Genomic DNA, 14,531 nt, shown 5'->3' on the forward strand with positions numbered 1-14,531 from the left:
CAGTCAGTCGGGAGATCAGCTAGCGCAGAGAGTCGTTGTGACGCGCCAGCCGCTCCAGATCCAGCGCTTTACCTGGCGCGAGCGCCATGTGGAACGACCAGTCGAGCGCCGCCATGGCAACCGAAGCAGGCGACAAACCACCGGTTAGTGTGGCGAGCGCCGCGTGAGCGGAAAGATCCAGTTCATTACGCAAAAGCTCGCCCCCCGAAAGCCCATGTATCGAAGTGGTATGGCCGTCCCGCGTGACGGATAGTCGATCAGCACTGGCGTGCGGCGCCGGCTGACGTACCAGACGCCTCGTCGTTTGCCTTGTCTTCGGGAATTCGCTCAAATGGTTTGCGCTCAATTTCCGTTCGCCCTTTGCTCACTCCGAATGCAACTTTGAAGTCCACTGGATAATCACCGGTACCAGCGTTGAGACTACGCAGACCGGAGCGAGGCGGCTTGATTTGCATCAACGAGATCGGGTTCGCATGATTACCGAACGATTCTGATGCTGCATGTCTCACATTTGATGCGCATCAAGGCACAGCGGTCCAGCGCGTCTAAGGTGAGCGCATGCGCCGATTCGTGTGTAAATGCATCGTCGCTTACTTCGAACGGAGTCAGCCATGACCGATATGCAACTGCTGTCCTACGAACCGGCGCCCGGACGCGCCCCTGCTCCCACGCGCGGCGAAACCCCCGCAGTGATCACGCTGCCCAAGCCAGACATGGCCGGCGGCGTGCCCCTGATGAAAGCGCTCGCGCTGCGCGCCAGCACCCGAGAGTTTTCCGATGCGCCTTTGTTGCCCGCGACTCTCGGAGCTCTGCTGTGGGCGGCGGACGGTGTCAACCGTCCGGCCAACGGCGGCCGCACGGCGCCGTCGGCCCATGCCTTCAATGAAATCGATATCTATGCAGTACTGCCGTATGGAGTCTATCGGTACGACGCGCCGAAGCATAGGCTCGTGCTGAAGGAGCAGAGCGACGCACGCAATCTGACCGGATATCAGGACTTTGTCGGCGAGGCGCCGCTGGATCTCGTCTACGTTGTCAGCACGTCGCGCCTTCTGTCCATGCCACCTCAGCAGCGCGAAATCTTCGCCGCCGTCGCGGCTGGAGCAATTGCACAGAACGTGTCGCTGTACTGTGCGTCAGCAGGACTGGGATGCGTCGTACGCGGCTGGATTGACCACCGCGTTCTTGGCGATGCTCTCAAACTGAACGAGGACGAATTGCCGATTCTGGCTCAAACAGTAGGCGCACTGGGAACGACATTGACATCGCTCGCAGACTGATGCGGGCAGATTGGCAGCGGGGCTGTGCAGGAAAGCGAGAACTGTCATCGGTGGATGGCCCGTTGTGGCTCGCTCATCGCGCGATGTCTGTGCAGCAGGCATGAGCTGACTACCGGCATACATCATCGACGGGATGCCGGCTTCGAAGAGGCGCCCATGTGGTACGGCTTACTTGATACACAGCGGCGCCTCGCCAAAGCCGTTGCCGACAGCGCCCTCAACGTCTGCCAAGCGGGTTGCGACGAGTGGGCAGCGGCCATGCCTCGTGCGTCGCGCGACTGGTTGGTCCGCGCCACGTGCGCATTCGACACCGCGCCACCGTTTGCGATTGCCGCCGTGCAAAGCGGGGGCGAATGGGTTCCAGTTGAAGAGTGCGTTGCGGACGAAATGGCGATCGGCACGCTTCGCAAGTTCACGCGAGCGGGCAGCACCGCCACCGGACCGGGGAGCCATCCGGTCCTTCTTTGCGCGCCGCTCGCCGGCCATCACGCTGTGATGCTTCGGGAAACCGTCGAAACACTGCTTGAAATGCGCGACACCGTCTATATCACCGACTGGGCGGACGCCCGCGACGTGCCACTCGCGGCCGGCCCACTCGCCTTGACCGATTATGTCTGCTCGCTCGAACGCTTCATGCGAACGGTTCGGGCATGTGGAAAGCGCATGCACATCGTTGCCATTTGCCAAGCCTGCGTGCCCGCTCTCGCCGCTGCCAGTCTGCTGGCCGGCAGCGAGCCGCATTTGCTTGACAGCGTCGCATTGCTCGGCGGTCCCATCGACACGCGCCTGCATCAGACTTCCGTGGATCGCTTCGCCAATTTGCACCCGCTGCAATGGTTCCGCGACAATGTGATCGACATAGTGCCGCCGCCGTACCGGGGGGCCGGACGCCGTGTCTACCCTGGCTTCATGCAGCAGGCCGCCATCATGGCCGCGCACCCCGGGCGTCAACTTGAGCTAGAGGCACGTTATTGGTCGAGCTGGTTCATGGGCAATCTGCGCGATGCGCAAAGCGCGCTCCGTTCGTTGAATGAATACGCCGCTGTGCTCGATATGAGCGAGTTCTATTTTCTCGACATGCTCCGCGTGGTGTTTCAGGAACACCTGCTGGCGCGGGGAGCGTGGGCTATCAGTGGGCGGTACGTCGACCCGAGCGCGCTCGCGCAAGTCCCGCTTTGCACGATCGAGGGCGACCGCGATGACATCACGGGCGCCGGCCAGACTCACTGCGCGCATGCGCTATGCCACGCGTCGGATGCGCCGCTCAATATGTGGATGACCGTCGACCGATGCGACCATTACGATCTTTTCACGGGATCGCGCTGGCGCAATGCAGTCCACCCGGTTCTATGCGAATACTGGCGTGCTGTCGAATGCGCCAGCGAAACGACAGCCCAAACGGGCCCCGGCATCCAATGATCCATATCAAAACTGCCCCGGGCCAATGCAGTGCAATGGCAAGACGGTTCACCATGATCCACGATGTGTCGAGAGATTGCCGCGCCTTCGCCGCGGTGGTGATCTGCCCGACATTGCGCGAATTGTCTGCTCGCTGATTACGGTCCCCCTTCAATTGTTCGATGCTTGCCGCCGTTTCTCCCAGCGACGCGGCTTGCTTTTCGTGCGTTGAGAAATCAGTGTCACCTTAGGCAAGCTTCCCTGAACCGGTCGCAATTGAATCGATGGTTTGCTGATTGCTTTTGCACCAGCTCGCGCAACTGTGCATCGTCGCGTCTCATCGTGCAGCCGGCGTTGAGCGACTGGTAGCCCCTTCTTGGCTCTGCGTCCGGCTACCCGCCGTATATCGACGCCGACATCACCGTGTTGCTCAAGGCTTTGCTCCGGCTGAAGAACAACGTCTTCGACGACCGTGCAATCGCGCTACGGAGTTGTCTGCAAAACGTCCACGACGCGTTTGGTGTCTGGGAATCGGCAGACAGGCTGTTCTCGATTGCCTCGTGACTGGAGTCTAAGCGAGCGCATGCGCCTTGCCGTGTGAGGCTAGAAAGGTCCCGTGAGCGTTGAGTAGGAAATTTCCTACGTGCGCTCCGAGACACCTACCCGAGCATCATCCCCCGCCGATTTCATCTCGGTCCCGCGCGGCCGATACTTCCATGCATGCCCGCGAACATGTCCATTAGTAATCCGTTGAAAATTTTCCTGATCGAGGACTCGATTCCGGTTCGCGGACAACTGGCAGCACTGATTGGCAACATCGACGGCGTTGAAGCTGTCGGCGAGGCAGAGACGGCAGATGCGGCGACGAGCGCTATTGGAGTTTGTGGTCCGGACGTTGCCGTGGTGGATTTCCATCTGGCCCAAGACACCGCAATGGATGTCCTTGCAAACCTGGCAGGAAGCAACCGCCACGTCATTACGATTGTGCTGACAAACCACGCAACCGCTACCGTGCGCGAGGCCTGCCGTCGGGCGGGAGCGGACTACTTTTCGACAAGACCAGCGAATTCAGTCTGGCACTCGACACCATCAGGGTAATCGCCCGCAACCGTAGAGCGTGCGCAACTGAATCGAAAGGAGGGAATTATGTTTGACTCTACCAACTGTGTTGCTGAAGAAGTGCCCGTTTCGCTACCCGCGTCGCGCACCGAACGTCAGGGAGGAGCCAATGGTCAGACACGACCCGGTACGCGCTGCTCCAGTTGCGCGATGAGGACCGTCTGCATGCCGCGGGGCCTGACCCCCGACGAAGTAGCTCGCCTCGATGCAATTATCTGTTCTACGCGCCTGGTCAGGCAGGGGGAAGCGTTGTATCGTGCGGACGACTCTTTTCAGAGCGTTTATGCTGTCCGCGCTGGATCGTTCAAGACCATCGTCATCCATCGCGATGGCCAGGAGCACGTAACGGGCTTCCATCTTGCGGGTGATGTACTCGGGCTGGACGGTGTCGGCTCCGGTCGTCACGGTATGGACGCAGTAGCCATTGAGGACAGCAATGTATGCATCATCCCGTTCCATCTCCTCGAATCCCTGTGCCGGGAAACGAAGGTTGTCCAGCAGCTGGTACACAGGATGATGGGCGGCGAGATCCTACGCGAAACGACCCTCATGATGCTGCTCGGCACGATGTCCGCCGAGGAGCGCGTTGCCACATTTCTGATCAATCTGTCCGATCGCATGAAGGCGCGCGGCTATTCGGCCGCTGCGTTCAATCTGCGCATGACCCGGCAAGAAATCGGGAGCTATCTCGGCATGAAACTTGAAACAGTCAGCCGCATGTTATCCAAGCTGCAAAGGGACGGGCTGATCGATACGAATGGCAAGCAGATTCGGATTCTCGATCTCACCGGCCTCAACCTCGTTTAGAGAAAAACCCGGAAGGCACGGCAGCACGCGGCCCGGCAGTGCCGATGTGCGAGAGAGCGGCGCCGGGAAACGATTCAACGCAGCGCCTTGCACGAACAAACGACGCGCCAATGTGACGGAACCGGAGTTTAAGAATTTGGCACGCACGTCACGTGGAAGGCGCGGCGTTGGCATCACGCGAATCAACCGACAGTACCCGGCGGCATTGGTCCATGTCGAGTCGTCCGGCACCTGGCTCGTAAGGGACATCGCATTACCATATCTGGGGACTGAATCAGACTTCCACAGCGTCTGACGTCACGGCCGGCTTTCCTCCATGATGCGCGAAAGCGGCACCCGTGCGGTAGTGGTAACGCCGCGCCCAAGGCTGCTGTCGACGGACAGAACGCCACCCAGCTGGCTGATCCGCTCCCGCATGCCAAGCAGGCCGAAGGAGTCGGTTCGCGGCGCCGAATCTGTCGGTAGCCCGGCGCCGTCGTCGTGGATTCGCAGGTGACAGTATCGGTCATCGGCCAGCAGCGTCACCGATACCTCGTTCGCCTGTGCGTGGCGCGCGACATTGGTCAACGCTTCCTGGACCACGCGATACAGGGAAATGGCGGCCAGATCGTTCACGCGTAATGCCTCAGACCGGATCTCGCATCGTACAGCACGCCGTAACGTTGCTCAAAGCCCTCCGTCATCCATTCGAGCGCCGATTCCAACCCCAGGTCATCGAGCACGGGGGGCGAAGATCGGCTGCAGTACGCCGCATCGATGCGGCCATTGCGCCGATCTGACCGGCCATTCCGCAGATTGAACCCAGACGCTCGCGGGTCTTCCCGGCGACAAGCTGCGCCAGTTCCGTTTCGTGAAGCGCGGGCGTCATTTTGAGCGCAGTATCTGCTGCCCGAGATCGTCGTGCAGTTCGCGTGCAATTCGCTTCTGCTCATTCTCACGTGCCTGCTGCACCAGTGCGGACGCAGCACTCGCACGCTCAAGCTCCTCCAGCCGACGACGCTCTGTCATATCACGGGTGATCTTCGCGAAGCCCAGCAACCCGCCATTTTGCGCACGCGCTATCCTTCGTCCTCGACGCGCCCCCGCGACGCCGCTGCGGCGAGCAACTGCTCAGGTTTTCCGGCGGCGATGTCTTCGTCGGTATAGAAAACTGAAAAGTGCCTGCCTATGATTTCATCAGGAGAATAGCCTTTGATTCGCTGGGCGCCCGATTCTAGCTCGCCACATTGCCCGACGCGTCAAGCACGAAGATCGCGTAATCCTGTACCGCTTCGATCAGCAACCGATAGCGGTGCACGATGTCGATGTCGCTCAGGTTCCGCGAAGTGCTCGAGTCGGAACTGCCCTGCCGCATGACGATTTCCTCGAAATTGGACGTAGCTTGGTGCGGGCGGCGGGATGGCAGGACAAATGGTCGGTTCAGACCCGACACTAGGTGATCAGTGATCTGATAAAAAATCCTAGATCAGTGATGGCGATCGGACAAGGTTCTGCGCAACGCAGCCCCGACGATTTCGGCGCCTTGCGAACCAGCGCCGCGTGCGGTCTGGCGCTCAGACGATGCGCCGCAGTCAACGCCGCGCAGCATCGCCGCCAACGATGAGGTGGCAGGATCGAGAACCCGGCGGTTCGTTAGCCGCGTTTCGCGAAGTCGCTCGCGCGAATGACAGGTTGATGATGGGTTTGCGGTTTCCCGGGTGGCTTCTGTGTCCGATCCGCGACTCAATTGAGAGAAACGGACGAAGCAAAATGCCAGTGATTGCCTAGCACGCAGGCAAACAGCGTCACGAGCACGACCAACCCGTGCGCCGGGTTGCGCAAGCATGCCTGGACCTGTTCGCTTTTGCCGTGCCCGAACAGACACCATAAACAGAAGTGCTCGCAATTGTTGGTCAGAAGCCGATAGTTGCGTTCGCCGAGACGTGACGCGGCACGGCGTACGGCCGCAAGGCCCGTGTATCGCGCAAAGGGATGGGAAATGACCTCAACACCGAGGCCCGCCGCAAACTCGTCGATCGAGACGATTTCAACCGGACCCCGGCAGAAGCGACGGGAAAAGCCCGCGTAGTGGATGACCTTTCCGTCTCCGATATAAATGCCGTGGTGTACGTAACCCGGCCGTCGCGTGGTCAGATGTGCTCCGCGCGGCAGGTCAGCCTGGAACGCATTGTTTGCGTTCTGCACATGATCGGGTTGGTTCATGGCTCGCTCCTGCGCGTCGAGATGCCTTCTGCTCGTGTCTGACCACACTGCCTGCATGAACGCGCAGGTCACTGCACGACTGACACTCGCTTGCTGACATCCTTCAGTATTGGGAACGGCTCGTTTCGCAGCAATCAGCCTCGGCTGGACTTGCCGTCCGATGTTTGGCAACGACGTAGGAACTCTCTGACAGCGGACGAGGGATGCACCATTTCTTTTGATTAACCTCAAAAGTTACCTCGACCAGACGCCCACAATCTTCATATCGGGGATCGCGCCTCGGATCGCGCACCTCAAAGGCAGAGGAGACATAGCGGAACCCCCTCGGAGACGTGTTCACATTCAAAGCGGTGATCTCATGGATTCATATTGGACGGATGACGAACCGCGATTTAGCGATCGCGCGGAGGCAGGACGCATGCTTGCGCGACAACTGAGCGGATATGCGGGACGCAGCGATGTGATCGTACTGGCATTGCCGCGTGGTGGCGTGCCAGTCGGCTTTGAGGTCGCGCAAGCTCTGGATGTCGAGCTCGACGTGCTGGTCGTGCGCAAGCTGGGGGTGCCGCACTATCCGGAACTGGCAATGGGCGCAATCGCGTCCGGCGGGGCACTTTATCTCGACGAGCAGACGATCCGGATGGCAGGCATCACCCAGCCAGAGATTGTCGCCGTACTCAACGATGAACGCCGCGAACTGGCGCGACGGGAAGCGTTATATCGTGGGCAGCGCGCGCCGCTGAATGTCTGCGGGCGTACAGTCATCATTGTCGACGACGGGATCGCCACCGGCTCGTCGATGCGCGTCGCCATCGACGCATTGCGCACCGGCAACCCAGCGCGAATTGTTGTTGCCGTGCCGGTCGCGCCCGAGGACACTGCGCAACGACTGTGCGGCCTCGCCGAAGAGTTCGTCTGTACGCATACCGCGCGTCATTTCGGCGGCGTCGGCCGGTTTTACCGGGACTTCGGGCAGACAAGCGATGCGCAAGTGCGCATGCTCCTCGCTCGCTCACATCAGGACATTTCGTAATGCACCCGGCCACCACGCCCTTTCTTGCCGTCCGCGAGCTCGCGCAACGGCTCAATGACAACGACAGCGACTACGACGTGCTGCTGGAGATGGCGCGCGATCGCGAGTTCGTGCTGCTCGGCGAAGCCTCGCACGGCACGCAGGACTTCTACCGAATGCGAGCACAGATTACGCGGCGCCTGATTACAGAGGGTGGCTTTGACGCTGTCGCAATCGAAGGCGATTGGCCCGACACCTGGCGCGTGAACCGTTTTGTGCAAGGCGAGGGCGATGCTAATGCAAATGCCGCACTGGAGGATTTCAAGCGTTTCCCTACCTGGATGTGGCGCAATCGCGAAATGCACGACTTCATCCTGTGGTTGCGTGACCATAACGCCTCGCTGGCGTCGGAAGAACGGGTAGGCATTTATGGCCTCGATCTGTACAGCATGTACCAGTCAGCCGATGCTGTGATCCGCTATCTCGAACAGGTCGACCCGGAGCAGGCCACGATGGCGCGCAAGCGGTACGCGGCCCTTGATCACGTGCGCGAACCCCAGGCCTATGGGTATGCCGCTGCGGTCGGTGCCCGGCCGGATGCACGTGAAGGAGTAGTCGCGCAGTTGCTGCAACTGCGCGCCGATGCGCTCCTTCATCTCTCGCAGGATGGCCTTGCGGCACTCGACGCACAGTTCTTTGCGCAACAGAACGCCGAAGTCGTCGTCGACGCGGAACACTACTACCGGTCGATGTTCGGACGGCGCCTGAACACATGGAATCTGCGCGACGCGCACATGTACCGGACGTTGTCCGCCCTCGCCCGTTATCGTCTGCGACGTGGCGGACGCGGCCGGACTGTCGTCTGGGCGCACAATTCGCACTTGGGCGATGCACGCGCGACCGAATCCTGTCTGCGCGGCGAGTGGAATCTTGGGCAACTGGTGCGTGAAGCCGTCGGTGCAAAAGCTTTGCTGGTCGGTTTCAGCACCTACACCGGCCATGTATCGGCTGCGTCCCAATGGGACGGTGACGTCGAACACAAATGGGTACGGCCGGCACTGCACGACAGCTATGAATATCTGTTTCACCGCACCAGGCTAGACCGGTTTTTCCTGCCGCTCAAAGGGGTTGCGGCAGAGCCGCTTCGTGAGGCCATGCTCGAACGGGCGATCGGCGTGATCTACCTGCCTCAGACCGAACGCGAGAGCCACTATTTCTGGACATCCCTCGCCCATCAGTTCGACGCCCTGTTTCATCTGGACGAGACGAGCGCCCTAGAGCCGCTCGATGCGCCGCCTCACTGGCACCGTCGTGAGGAGCCCGAGCAGGCGGCCTGACCACAACGATGAGATATAGAGGTACCACATGCGCGAAGCTCAGATGAATGATGTACTCAGATGAATGATGTATCGATACCGTCTGGCGACGTGCTGCTGAAGGGGGTTCTGGTGCAAATAGGAAAGCGGGTTGAGACGTTTCCTATCGGAAGGATACCTTATCGAGCGGACAGGACTGCATTCCATACGGCGGGCGCGGTAGCCTTCTTGAGGCCGAGCTCCGTGAGATCGAACTGGCCCTTGCGAATGCGATGCGTCGATTCGATACCCGAAATTGTGGTCGCGGCGCTCCTGAACCGCTTGAATCCAAGCATCACGTTGGTTCTGGATTTGATGCGACGATGGTCCTGTTCGATCACGTTGTTCAGATATTTTGAGGACCGGACCTTCGTGTCTTCGGGCAGCAGACCATCGGCCTTCATCTCGCGCACCGCGCGGTGCGAGGCTGCATAGCCATCGAGCGTGATGGTCTCCGGCGACCGGCCCTGATGCCTGATAGCCTTGCTGAAAAAGGCTCTGTCAACTTGTCGGGCGTAGACTACCTGAGCAGCTAAAGCATAGTTATCCTTATCAGATAACGCACTCGACTGCGGCAGTAACAGTCCATCCATGCCATGTGGCGAAGCGTTCCTGGAGTACGGCACGATGACATGCCGCGTTCATCTGATGTCTGGGCAACGCGAAGTGCTGCCGGATTGGGCCGAAGCATGAGAGGAACGCCTGCGTGCGACGCGCATCGCGAAAGCCGCACATCTGTCGTTCGCGCCTGCGGGTCGGCTGGTGGCTGTTCTCAGCACGGTTATTTACGCGTGCAGCCGCTTTGACGAAGACGTGCTTAATATGAGCGAGCTCGGGAATGTCGGCCTTTGCTGCGGGATAGCTGCGCAGCTGGTCGGTAACGATCTTGCGCGGCAGCGGGTTTGAACGCAGCACCCGCCGGAAGAAGCGCTTTGCCGCAGCCTTGTCGCGCCGCTTTTGCACCAGCACGTCGAGTTCGACACCATGCTCGTCGACCGCTCGCCACAAAAGATACGGCTCGCCGCGCAGTGTGACGAACATTTCGTCCAGATGCCATGTACTGCCCGGCTTGCGCCGCGCCGCTTTGGCACAACAGGCGAATCGAGCGCCGAACTTGTCACACCAGCAACGGACCGTTTCGTATGTGACCACGACACCACGCTCGAGCAACAATTCCTCGATGTCGCGAAGGCTCAGGTTGAACCGGAAATACCACCGAACCGCGCAACTGATGACGACTGCAGGGAAGCGGTGACCGTGATAAAGCGATTTCGTTTTCTTCATCACTTCATTCTACCGCCGCCTCCCCATCAACCTGACAGAGCCGGGGCGTTGAATGAAGATGGCTCCTGCTATTTCTCTGGTCACCTAAAATATAAGCATGCGTCTGACCGCAATGGGGGCTGCCATGAGCCAGTCAAGATCAGTTTTGTAGTGGCGATCCTGGTGCTGCTATGCGTCGCGATATTCGCAGCCGCACGGTACAGGCGAGAACACACGGACGAGCCGGTTACCCGTTGGCTAGACGCGCATCCGATCAAGGACTGGCTGCGCCATAAGCACTGAGTGATTCAACATGATTTTTTTGGAAACGCTGGGGCGCGCGCGAGCTATTTCTCTATCGTGCGGTTTGTCGCCTGATGTAAAGCGAGAACAGATTGAAAAGGATGATATGACGTACGCAATGTGGGGCATCTCGGTCGGGCTGGCACTGATGTTCGGCGTGTCGCTGCGGCGATACAGGCGCAGCCTTCTGCGCAAGCGGGAGATCCGTTGGATGGGTGAACACCATGTGTTGGACAGGCTACGCAAGCAATTGGGATTGTCGCTCCAGAAATGACACGCGCCGGGCAGATTGGCAGGTTGCAAAGACTACTTTTTGGAGGAGCTGGCGAAATGACCATGAATTACGCAGGCAGGTCGCATGATGAAGCCGTGGCAGCGCGGCACAGGCAGAAGCAAAAGGCACAGGAACAGGCCGGCGGCGAGATGGCGATAGAAGGGACGGAGGCCGACGCGGAGCATAGTTGCGGCGAGCTCTCCGAGCGGGGAAAGCAGGTATGGCGAAGTGGAAGCGGGATCAACGGTGGGGGGAAGGAGTGATATGGTCTCGGTGAGCTGATGCGATGCGGGCGGACATTCACTTCGCCCGCCATCGTGAGCAGGCCCCGTTCCGCTACTCCGGAACCCGTCTACGCGGTCTTGAGACGTAGACCGTATTAATTCTGTCACCGTTGCGACAATAAATTTGTCAATCTGCGGTCGTGCGGCGCGTCATCGCCTGAAAAGCCTTGCTGCATACGAAATCCATAGGGCGAAATAAAAGTGTCAACTGCAGGCGCAGATGTGATGAAGCGACTGCCCGGTCCGCGCCACTCCACACCGAAGGCAATCGGCTTGTCTCACCCCCGCCGCCCCGGTTGCCGGACTTCCGAGCTCGGCCCAGCAGCCGGTCGAGGCGTCTATCCACTTTGCATGCCCGAGGTCTCGTCCGTCCCTTCGCAATGGCCGGTTTCCGGCGAGCAAATTGACAGCGGTATTGCCTCATGGCGGCCATGAAGGGGCATTGGCGGACACCACTCTTGTGACGTACAGACGTCGGCTCTTCGACAACAAGCGGGCATTCGGTCAACCATGGCGACTGGGGCGGATTGTGCGAAGACTCCGCGGCCAACGGCGATCGCCATTCCCTTACGCTGAACCCAGTGGGCACAATGTCTCCTCGCAGCGTACGCGCATAGCAAGCGCGGCCTGTACCTGCGTATGATCTAACAACAGCGTAGCGAACATACTGCGGAGATCCGCACAGCAGCCGCGAACGTCGGCGAGAGCGAGCCAGCCGCAGCGAAACTCATTGCTTTTCCTTGACCGGAGCCGTCCGGATGGACTTTAACGTCGGCCTTTTCGAAGTCCTGTTGCTCGTGTCTGCATTGATGGCGATGCTTGTGCGGCGCTTACACATGCCGTACAGCGTCGGGCTGGTTATCGCGGGTATTGCCCTCTCTCTCGTCGCTTCTTCCAGATTTCCCGCTATCCCGCTCAACGAGGATTTCATCTACAACGTCCTGCTGCCGCCACTCATTTTCGAAGCGGCGTTTCACATGCGGTGGGGCGAGATTCGCAGAGACTTCGCCGTCGTGCAGACCTTAGCTATCGTCGGTGTGCTCGTATCGGCCGGCGTGACCGCAACGGCCATGCATTACCTGTTGCACTGGGAATGGATTTCCGGCCTGCTTTTCGGTATGTTGATTGCCGCCACGGATCCGGTCTCGGTCCTAGCAACATTCAGAGAGGCAGGAGTCGCAGGCCGCTTCAGGCAGTTAATGGAGGCAGAAAGTCTGTTCAACGACGGGACGGCCGCAGCGGGCTTTCGCGTTGTGCTGGCGTTCGTTGGTGGTACGCACGTTCATTCGATCGACGTGCTGAGGATCTCGGGCGTCGTGCTTCTCGGTTCGGTATTTTGCGGTTTGCTGATTGGCAACGTGGCGCTGTCGCTGCTACACCGCACCGACGATCATCTGGTCGAGATTGCGTTCGCAATGATCGCGGCCTACGGCTCGTTTCTGCTTGCCGAGAACCTTCACCTGTCCGGCGTGCTGGCAACGCTGGTTGCGGGCCTCGTGATGGGCACGCGTAACGCGGTCAATCCGATGACGAAGCGGGGCCGGGAAGCCGTTGAGAACGTGCTTGAATACGCGGTATTTTCCGCGAATTCATTCATCTTTCTCTTCATTGGGATCCAGCAGGCGCAGCGGGAATATGAAACGGTGTGGGCCTCGATCGGCGTCGCCGTCGTGGTCGTAATGGTAGCCCGAGCTGTAGCCGTTTACCCCTGCTGCATGCTTTTCTCGCGCACGTCGCTGCGCATCGAAGTGCGGCATCAACATATCCTGTTCTGGGGGGGCATGCGCGGTGCTCTCGCCCTGGCTCTCGCAATGGGGTTGCCGCCCGGCGTACCGCGTCGCGAGGAAATCGTCACGGTGTCCTTTGCCGTAGTCGCATTTTCAATTTTTGTTCAGGGCACAACGATGACAGCGCTGCTGCGGCGCTTGCGCGTCGTGTGACGCTGCCGCCACAGCCGGTGCAGATTTCAGTGGAGCATCGTGACCGGTGTTGAAGTCAGGCGCCATAGCCTGGCGAGAACGGTCCATCTGTGGAAAAAGCCCAGGTGGCTTGCGTCGAGCACCACGATATCCGCATGACCCTTTGCAGCACACTGCGCGATTGTCCGCTCCGCGGGCCCAAACACGCGTTTCCATGTGTACGGAACTCCGGCATCGTCGAGAATCGCCCGCGTCTGCATGAGCGCATCGAGCGCTAACTGCTTCTCCCGTCTGTGCAGCGCTGCCGGTGAATGAAAAGCGGCGGCACGACCCTGCGCCGCATCATCGAGCACTTCGATGATCTCAACCTCGGCTACGCACCGTTCGGCAAACAGGAACGCCCCGTGGCGCGCAGCCTCGGTTGCCCCTCTGGCACCGAGCACGGGAATAAGCAGTTTCAGCACACCAACCTCCAGTACACAACGACCGGGCGTTACAGTTTGATTGAAGCACGGACATCGCCACGATGACGTAAAGCTACAGGAGCAACGCATAAAAATGTCGTCAATATCCAAAGTCCATCGGTATCGTGGAGCCCTGAGCGGCGCAGCTCACCCGACGCCGACCAGGCAATATCCAACCCCGGTCTCCGTGACAATGTGCCTGGGTCGGGCCGGGTCCCCTTCAAGCTTCTGGCGCAGATGCGCCATATAGATCCGCAGATAGTGTGCATTTTCCGCATGGTCGGGTCCCCAGACCTCCTGCAGAAGCTGGCGATGAGTCAGCACGCAGCCCGCATGACGAATAAGGGCGACCAGCAGGCGATATTCGATGGGCGACAGATGGATCCTCTCACCGTTGCGCTGTACCGACCTCGCCGCCAGATCGACCGTTACCGCGCCGAACGATACCCTGGGCGAATCCGCTGTCACGGAGTGATCCTGCCTGCGCAGCTGCGCCCGGATTCGTGCCAGCAATTCGGCGATTCCGAACGGCTTGACCACATAGTCGTCCGCCCCGGCGTCGAGTGCCGTCACCTTGTCCTGTTCCCCCGAGTGTGCCGACAGCACAATGACCGGCACAGCAGACCAGCCGCGCAGTTGCCGGATCACGTCTACACCATCCACGTCAGGCAAATCCGGGTCGATAATCACCAGATCAGGCCTGGCGGTGGCGGTCGTGGCGAGACCCTCCTGACCGGTGCCGGTATCGAATACGCGCATCGCCTCGCGTTCCAGCGAGGCTCGCACATACCGGCGAATCTGTCGGTCGTCCTCGATCAGGACAACCGTGACGGTCGGATCGCTCATGACAT

At 60.0% G+C, this 14,531-nt stretch carries 17 protein-coding genes and 1 pseudogene; 9 read left to right on the top strand and 9 right to left on the bottom strand.

What is annotated here, in order from left to right; genetic code table 11:
• Window positions 1-19: 19 nt before the first annotated feature.
• Window positions 20-193, bottom strand: a complete 174-nt coding sequence (locus OH764_RS26610; protein ID WP_498849128.1) for a poly-beta-hydroxybutyrate polymerase N-terminal domain-containing protein — start codon at window positions 191-193, stop codon at window positions 20-22.
• Between the two features lie 418 nt (window positions 194-611).
• Between OH764_RS26610 and OH764_RS26615 the strand changes: the two genes are divergently transcribed.
• From OH764_RS26615 to OH764_RS26630, 4 genes are all read left to right on the top strand, one after another.
• A complete protein-coding gene (locus OH764_RS26615) occupies window positions 612-1,280 on the top strand; it encodes a nitroreductase family protein (RefSeq protein WP_498849129.1) in 669 nt (222 codons plus the stop codon).
• Between the two features lie 156 nt (window positions 1,281-1,436).
• Complete coding sequence (phaZ, locus tag OH764_RS26620; protein ID WP_498849130.1) at window positions 1,437-2,699, top strand: polyhydroxyalkanoate depolymerase; 1,263 nt, start codon at window positions 1,437-1,439, stop codon at window positions 2,697-2,699.
• A gap of 711 nt (window positions 2,700-3,410) precedes the next feature.
• Entirely contained in the window at window positions 3,411-3,776 is a 366-nt protein-coding gene (locus tag OH764_RS26625; RefSeq protein WP_498849131.1) for a response regulator, read from the top strand.
• 48 nt (window positions 3,777-3,824) lie between these two features.
• On the top strand, window positions 3,825-4,604 hold the full coding sequence (locus tag OH764_RS26630; protein ID WP_498849132.1) for an FNR family transcription factor: 780 nt from the start codon (window positions 3,825-3,827) through the stop codon (window positions 4,602-4,604).
• 297 nt (window positions 4,605-4,901) lie between these two features.
• On the opposite strand, the gene OH764_RS26635 is transcribed toward OH764_RS26630, so the two are convergent.
• The 4 genes from OH764_RS26635 to OH764_RS26650 all read right to left on the bottom strand — a co-directional run bounded on the left by OH764_RS26635 (window position 4,902) and on the right by OH764_RS26650 (window position 6,806).
• Window positions 4,902-5,219: an ATP-binding protein gene (locus tag OH764_RS26635; RefSeq protein ID WP_498849133.1), complete on the bottom strand. Its 318-nt coding sequence runs from the start codon at window positions 5,217-5,219 to the stop codon at window positions 4,902-4,904.
• A gap of 249 nt (window positions 5,220-5,468) precedes the next feature.
• Window positions 5,469-5,642: a hypothetical protein gene (locus OH764_RS26640; protein WP_498849134.1), complete on the bottom strand. Its 174-nt coding sequence runs from the start codon at window positions 5,640-5,642 to the stop codon at window positions 5,469-5,471.
• A gap of 175 nt (window positions 5,643-5,817) precedes the next feature.
• Window positions 5,818-5,958, bottom strand: a complete 141-nt coding sequence (locus OH764_RS26645; protein WP_498849135.1) for a hypothetical protein — start codon at window positions 5,956-5,958, stop codon at window positions 5,818-5,820.
• Window positions 5,959-6,326: 368 nt separating this feature from the next.
• A complete protein-coding gene (locus tag OH764_RS26650) occupies window positions 6,327-6,806 on the bottom strand; it encodes a lecithin retinol acyltransferase family protein (RefSeq protein WP_498849136.1) in 480 nt (159 codons plus the stop codon).
• 358 nt (window positions 6,807-7,164) lie between these two features.
• Between OH764_RS26650 and OH764_RS26655 the strand changes: the two genes are divergently transcribed.
• The gene (locus OH764_RS26655) at window positions 7,165-7,839 is read left to right on the top strand and encodes a phosphoribosyltransferase (RefSeq protein ID WP_498849137.1); all 675 of its coding nucleotides are present in this window, start codon (window positions 7,165-7,167) and stop codon (window positions 7,837-7,839) included.
• Window positions 7,839-9,155 (top strand): erythromycin esterase family protein, encoded by a 1,317-nt coding sequence (locus OH764_RS26660; RefSeq protein ID WP_498849138.1) that lies wholly within the window; start codon window positions 7,839-7,841, stop codon window positions 9,153-9,155. The genes OH764_RS26655 and OH764_RS26660 overlap by 1 nt, the downstream gene beginning before the upstream one ends.
• A gap of 158 nt (window positions 9,156-9,313) precedes the next feature.
• On the opposite strand, the pseudogene OH764_RS26665 reads toward OH764_RS26660, so the two are convergent.
• Both OH764_RS26665 and OH764_RS26670 read right to left on the bottom strand, forming a co-directional pair.
• A pseudogene (locus OH764_RS26665) lies at window positions 9,314-9,673 on the bottom strand (DDE-type integrase/transposase/recombinase); the annotation flags it as partial.
• A 52-nt stretch (window positions 9,674-9,725) separates the two neighbouring features.
• On the bottom strand, window positions 9,726-10,457 hold the full coding sequence (locus tag OH764_RS26670) for an IS6 family transposase (protein ID WP_498849139.1): 732 nt from the start codon (window positions 10,455-10,457) through the stop codon (window positions 9,726-9,728).
• A gap of 292 nt (window positions 10,458-10,749) precedes the next feature.
• Here OH764_RS26670 and OH764_RS26675 point away from each other — a divergent pair, with 292 nt between their 5' ends.
• From OH764_RS26675 to OH764_RS26685, 3 genes are all read left to right on the top strand, one after another.
• Window positions 10,750-11,013: a hypothetical protein gene (locus OH764_RS26675; protein ID WP_408197717.1), complete on the top strand. Its 264-nt coding sequence runs from the start codon at window positions 10,750-10,752 to the stop codon at window positions 11,011-11,013.
• Between the two features lie 56 nt (window positions 11,014-11,069).
• Window positions 11,070-11,276: a hypothetical protein gene (locus OH764_RS26680; RefSeq protein ID WP_029972085.1), complete on the top strand. Its 207-nt coding sequence runs from the start codon at window positions 11,070-11,072 to the stop codon at window positions 11,274-11,276.
• A 779-nt stretch (window positions 11,277-12,055) separates the two neighbouring features.
• Window positions 12,056-13,237 (top strand): cation:proton antiporter, encoded by a 1,182-nt coding sequence (locus OH764_RS26685; protein ID WP_498849140.1) that lies wholly within the window; start codon window positions 12,056-12,058, stop codon window positions 13,235-13,237.
• Between the two features lie 26 nt (window positions 13,238-13,263).
• Here the strand turns inward: OH764_RS26685 and OH764_RS26690 are convergent, their stop codons facing one another.
• The gene (locus tag OH764_RS26690; RefSeq protein ID WP_498849141.1) at window positions 13,264-13,680 is read right to left on the bottom strand and encodes a universal stress protein; all 417 of its coding nucleotides are present in this window, start codon (window positions 13,678-13,680) and stop codon (window positions 13,264-13,266) included.
• Between the two features lie 147 nt (window positions 13,681-13,827).
• The gene (locus OH764_RS26695) at window positions 13,828-14,526 is read right to left on the bottom strand and encodes a response regulator transcription factor KdpE (RefSeq protein ID WP_498849142.1); all 699 of its coding nucleotides are present in this window, start codon (window positions 14,524-14,526) and stop codon (window positions 13,828-13,830) included.
• Window positions 14,527-14,531 lie beyond the last annotated feature (5 nt).

Origin of the sequence: Burkholderia sp. M6-3 (genome assembly GCF_050858985.1) — a bacterium.
In the GTDB taxonomy this organism is placed as follows: Bacteria; Pseudomonadota; Gammaproteobacteria; order Burkholderiales; family Burkholderiaceae; genus Paraburkholderia; species Paraburkholderia caledonica.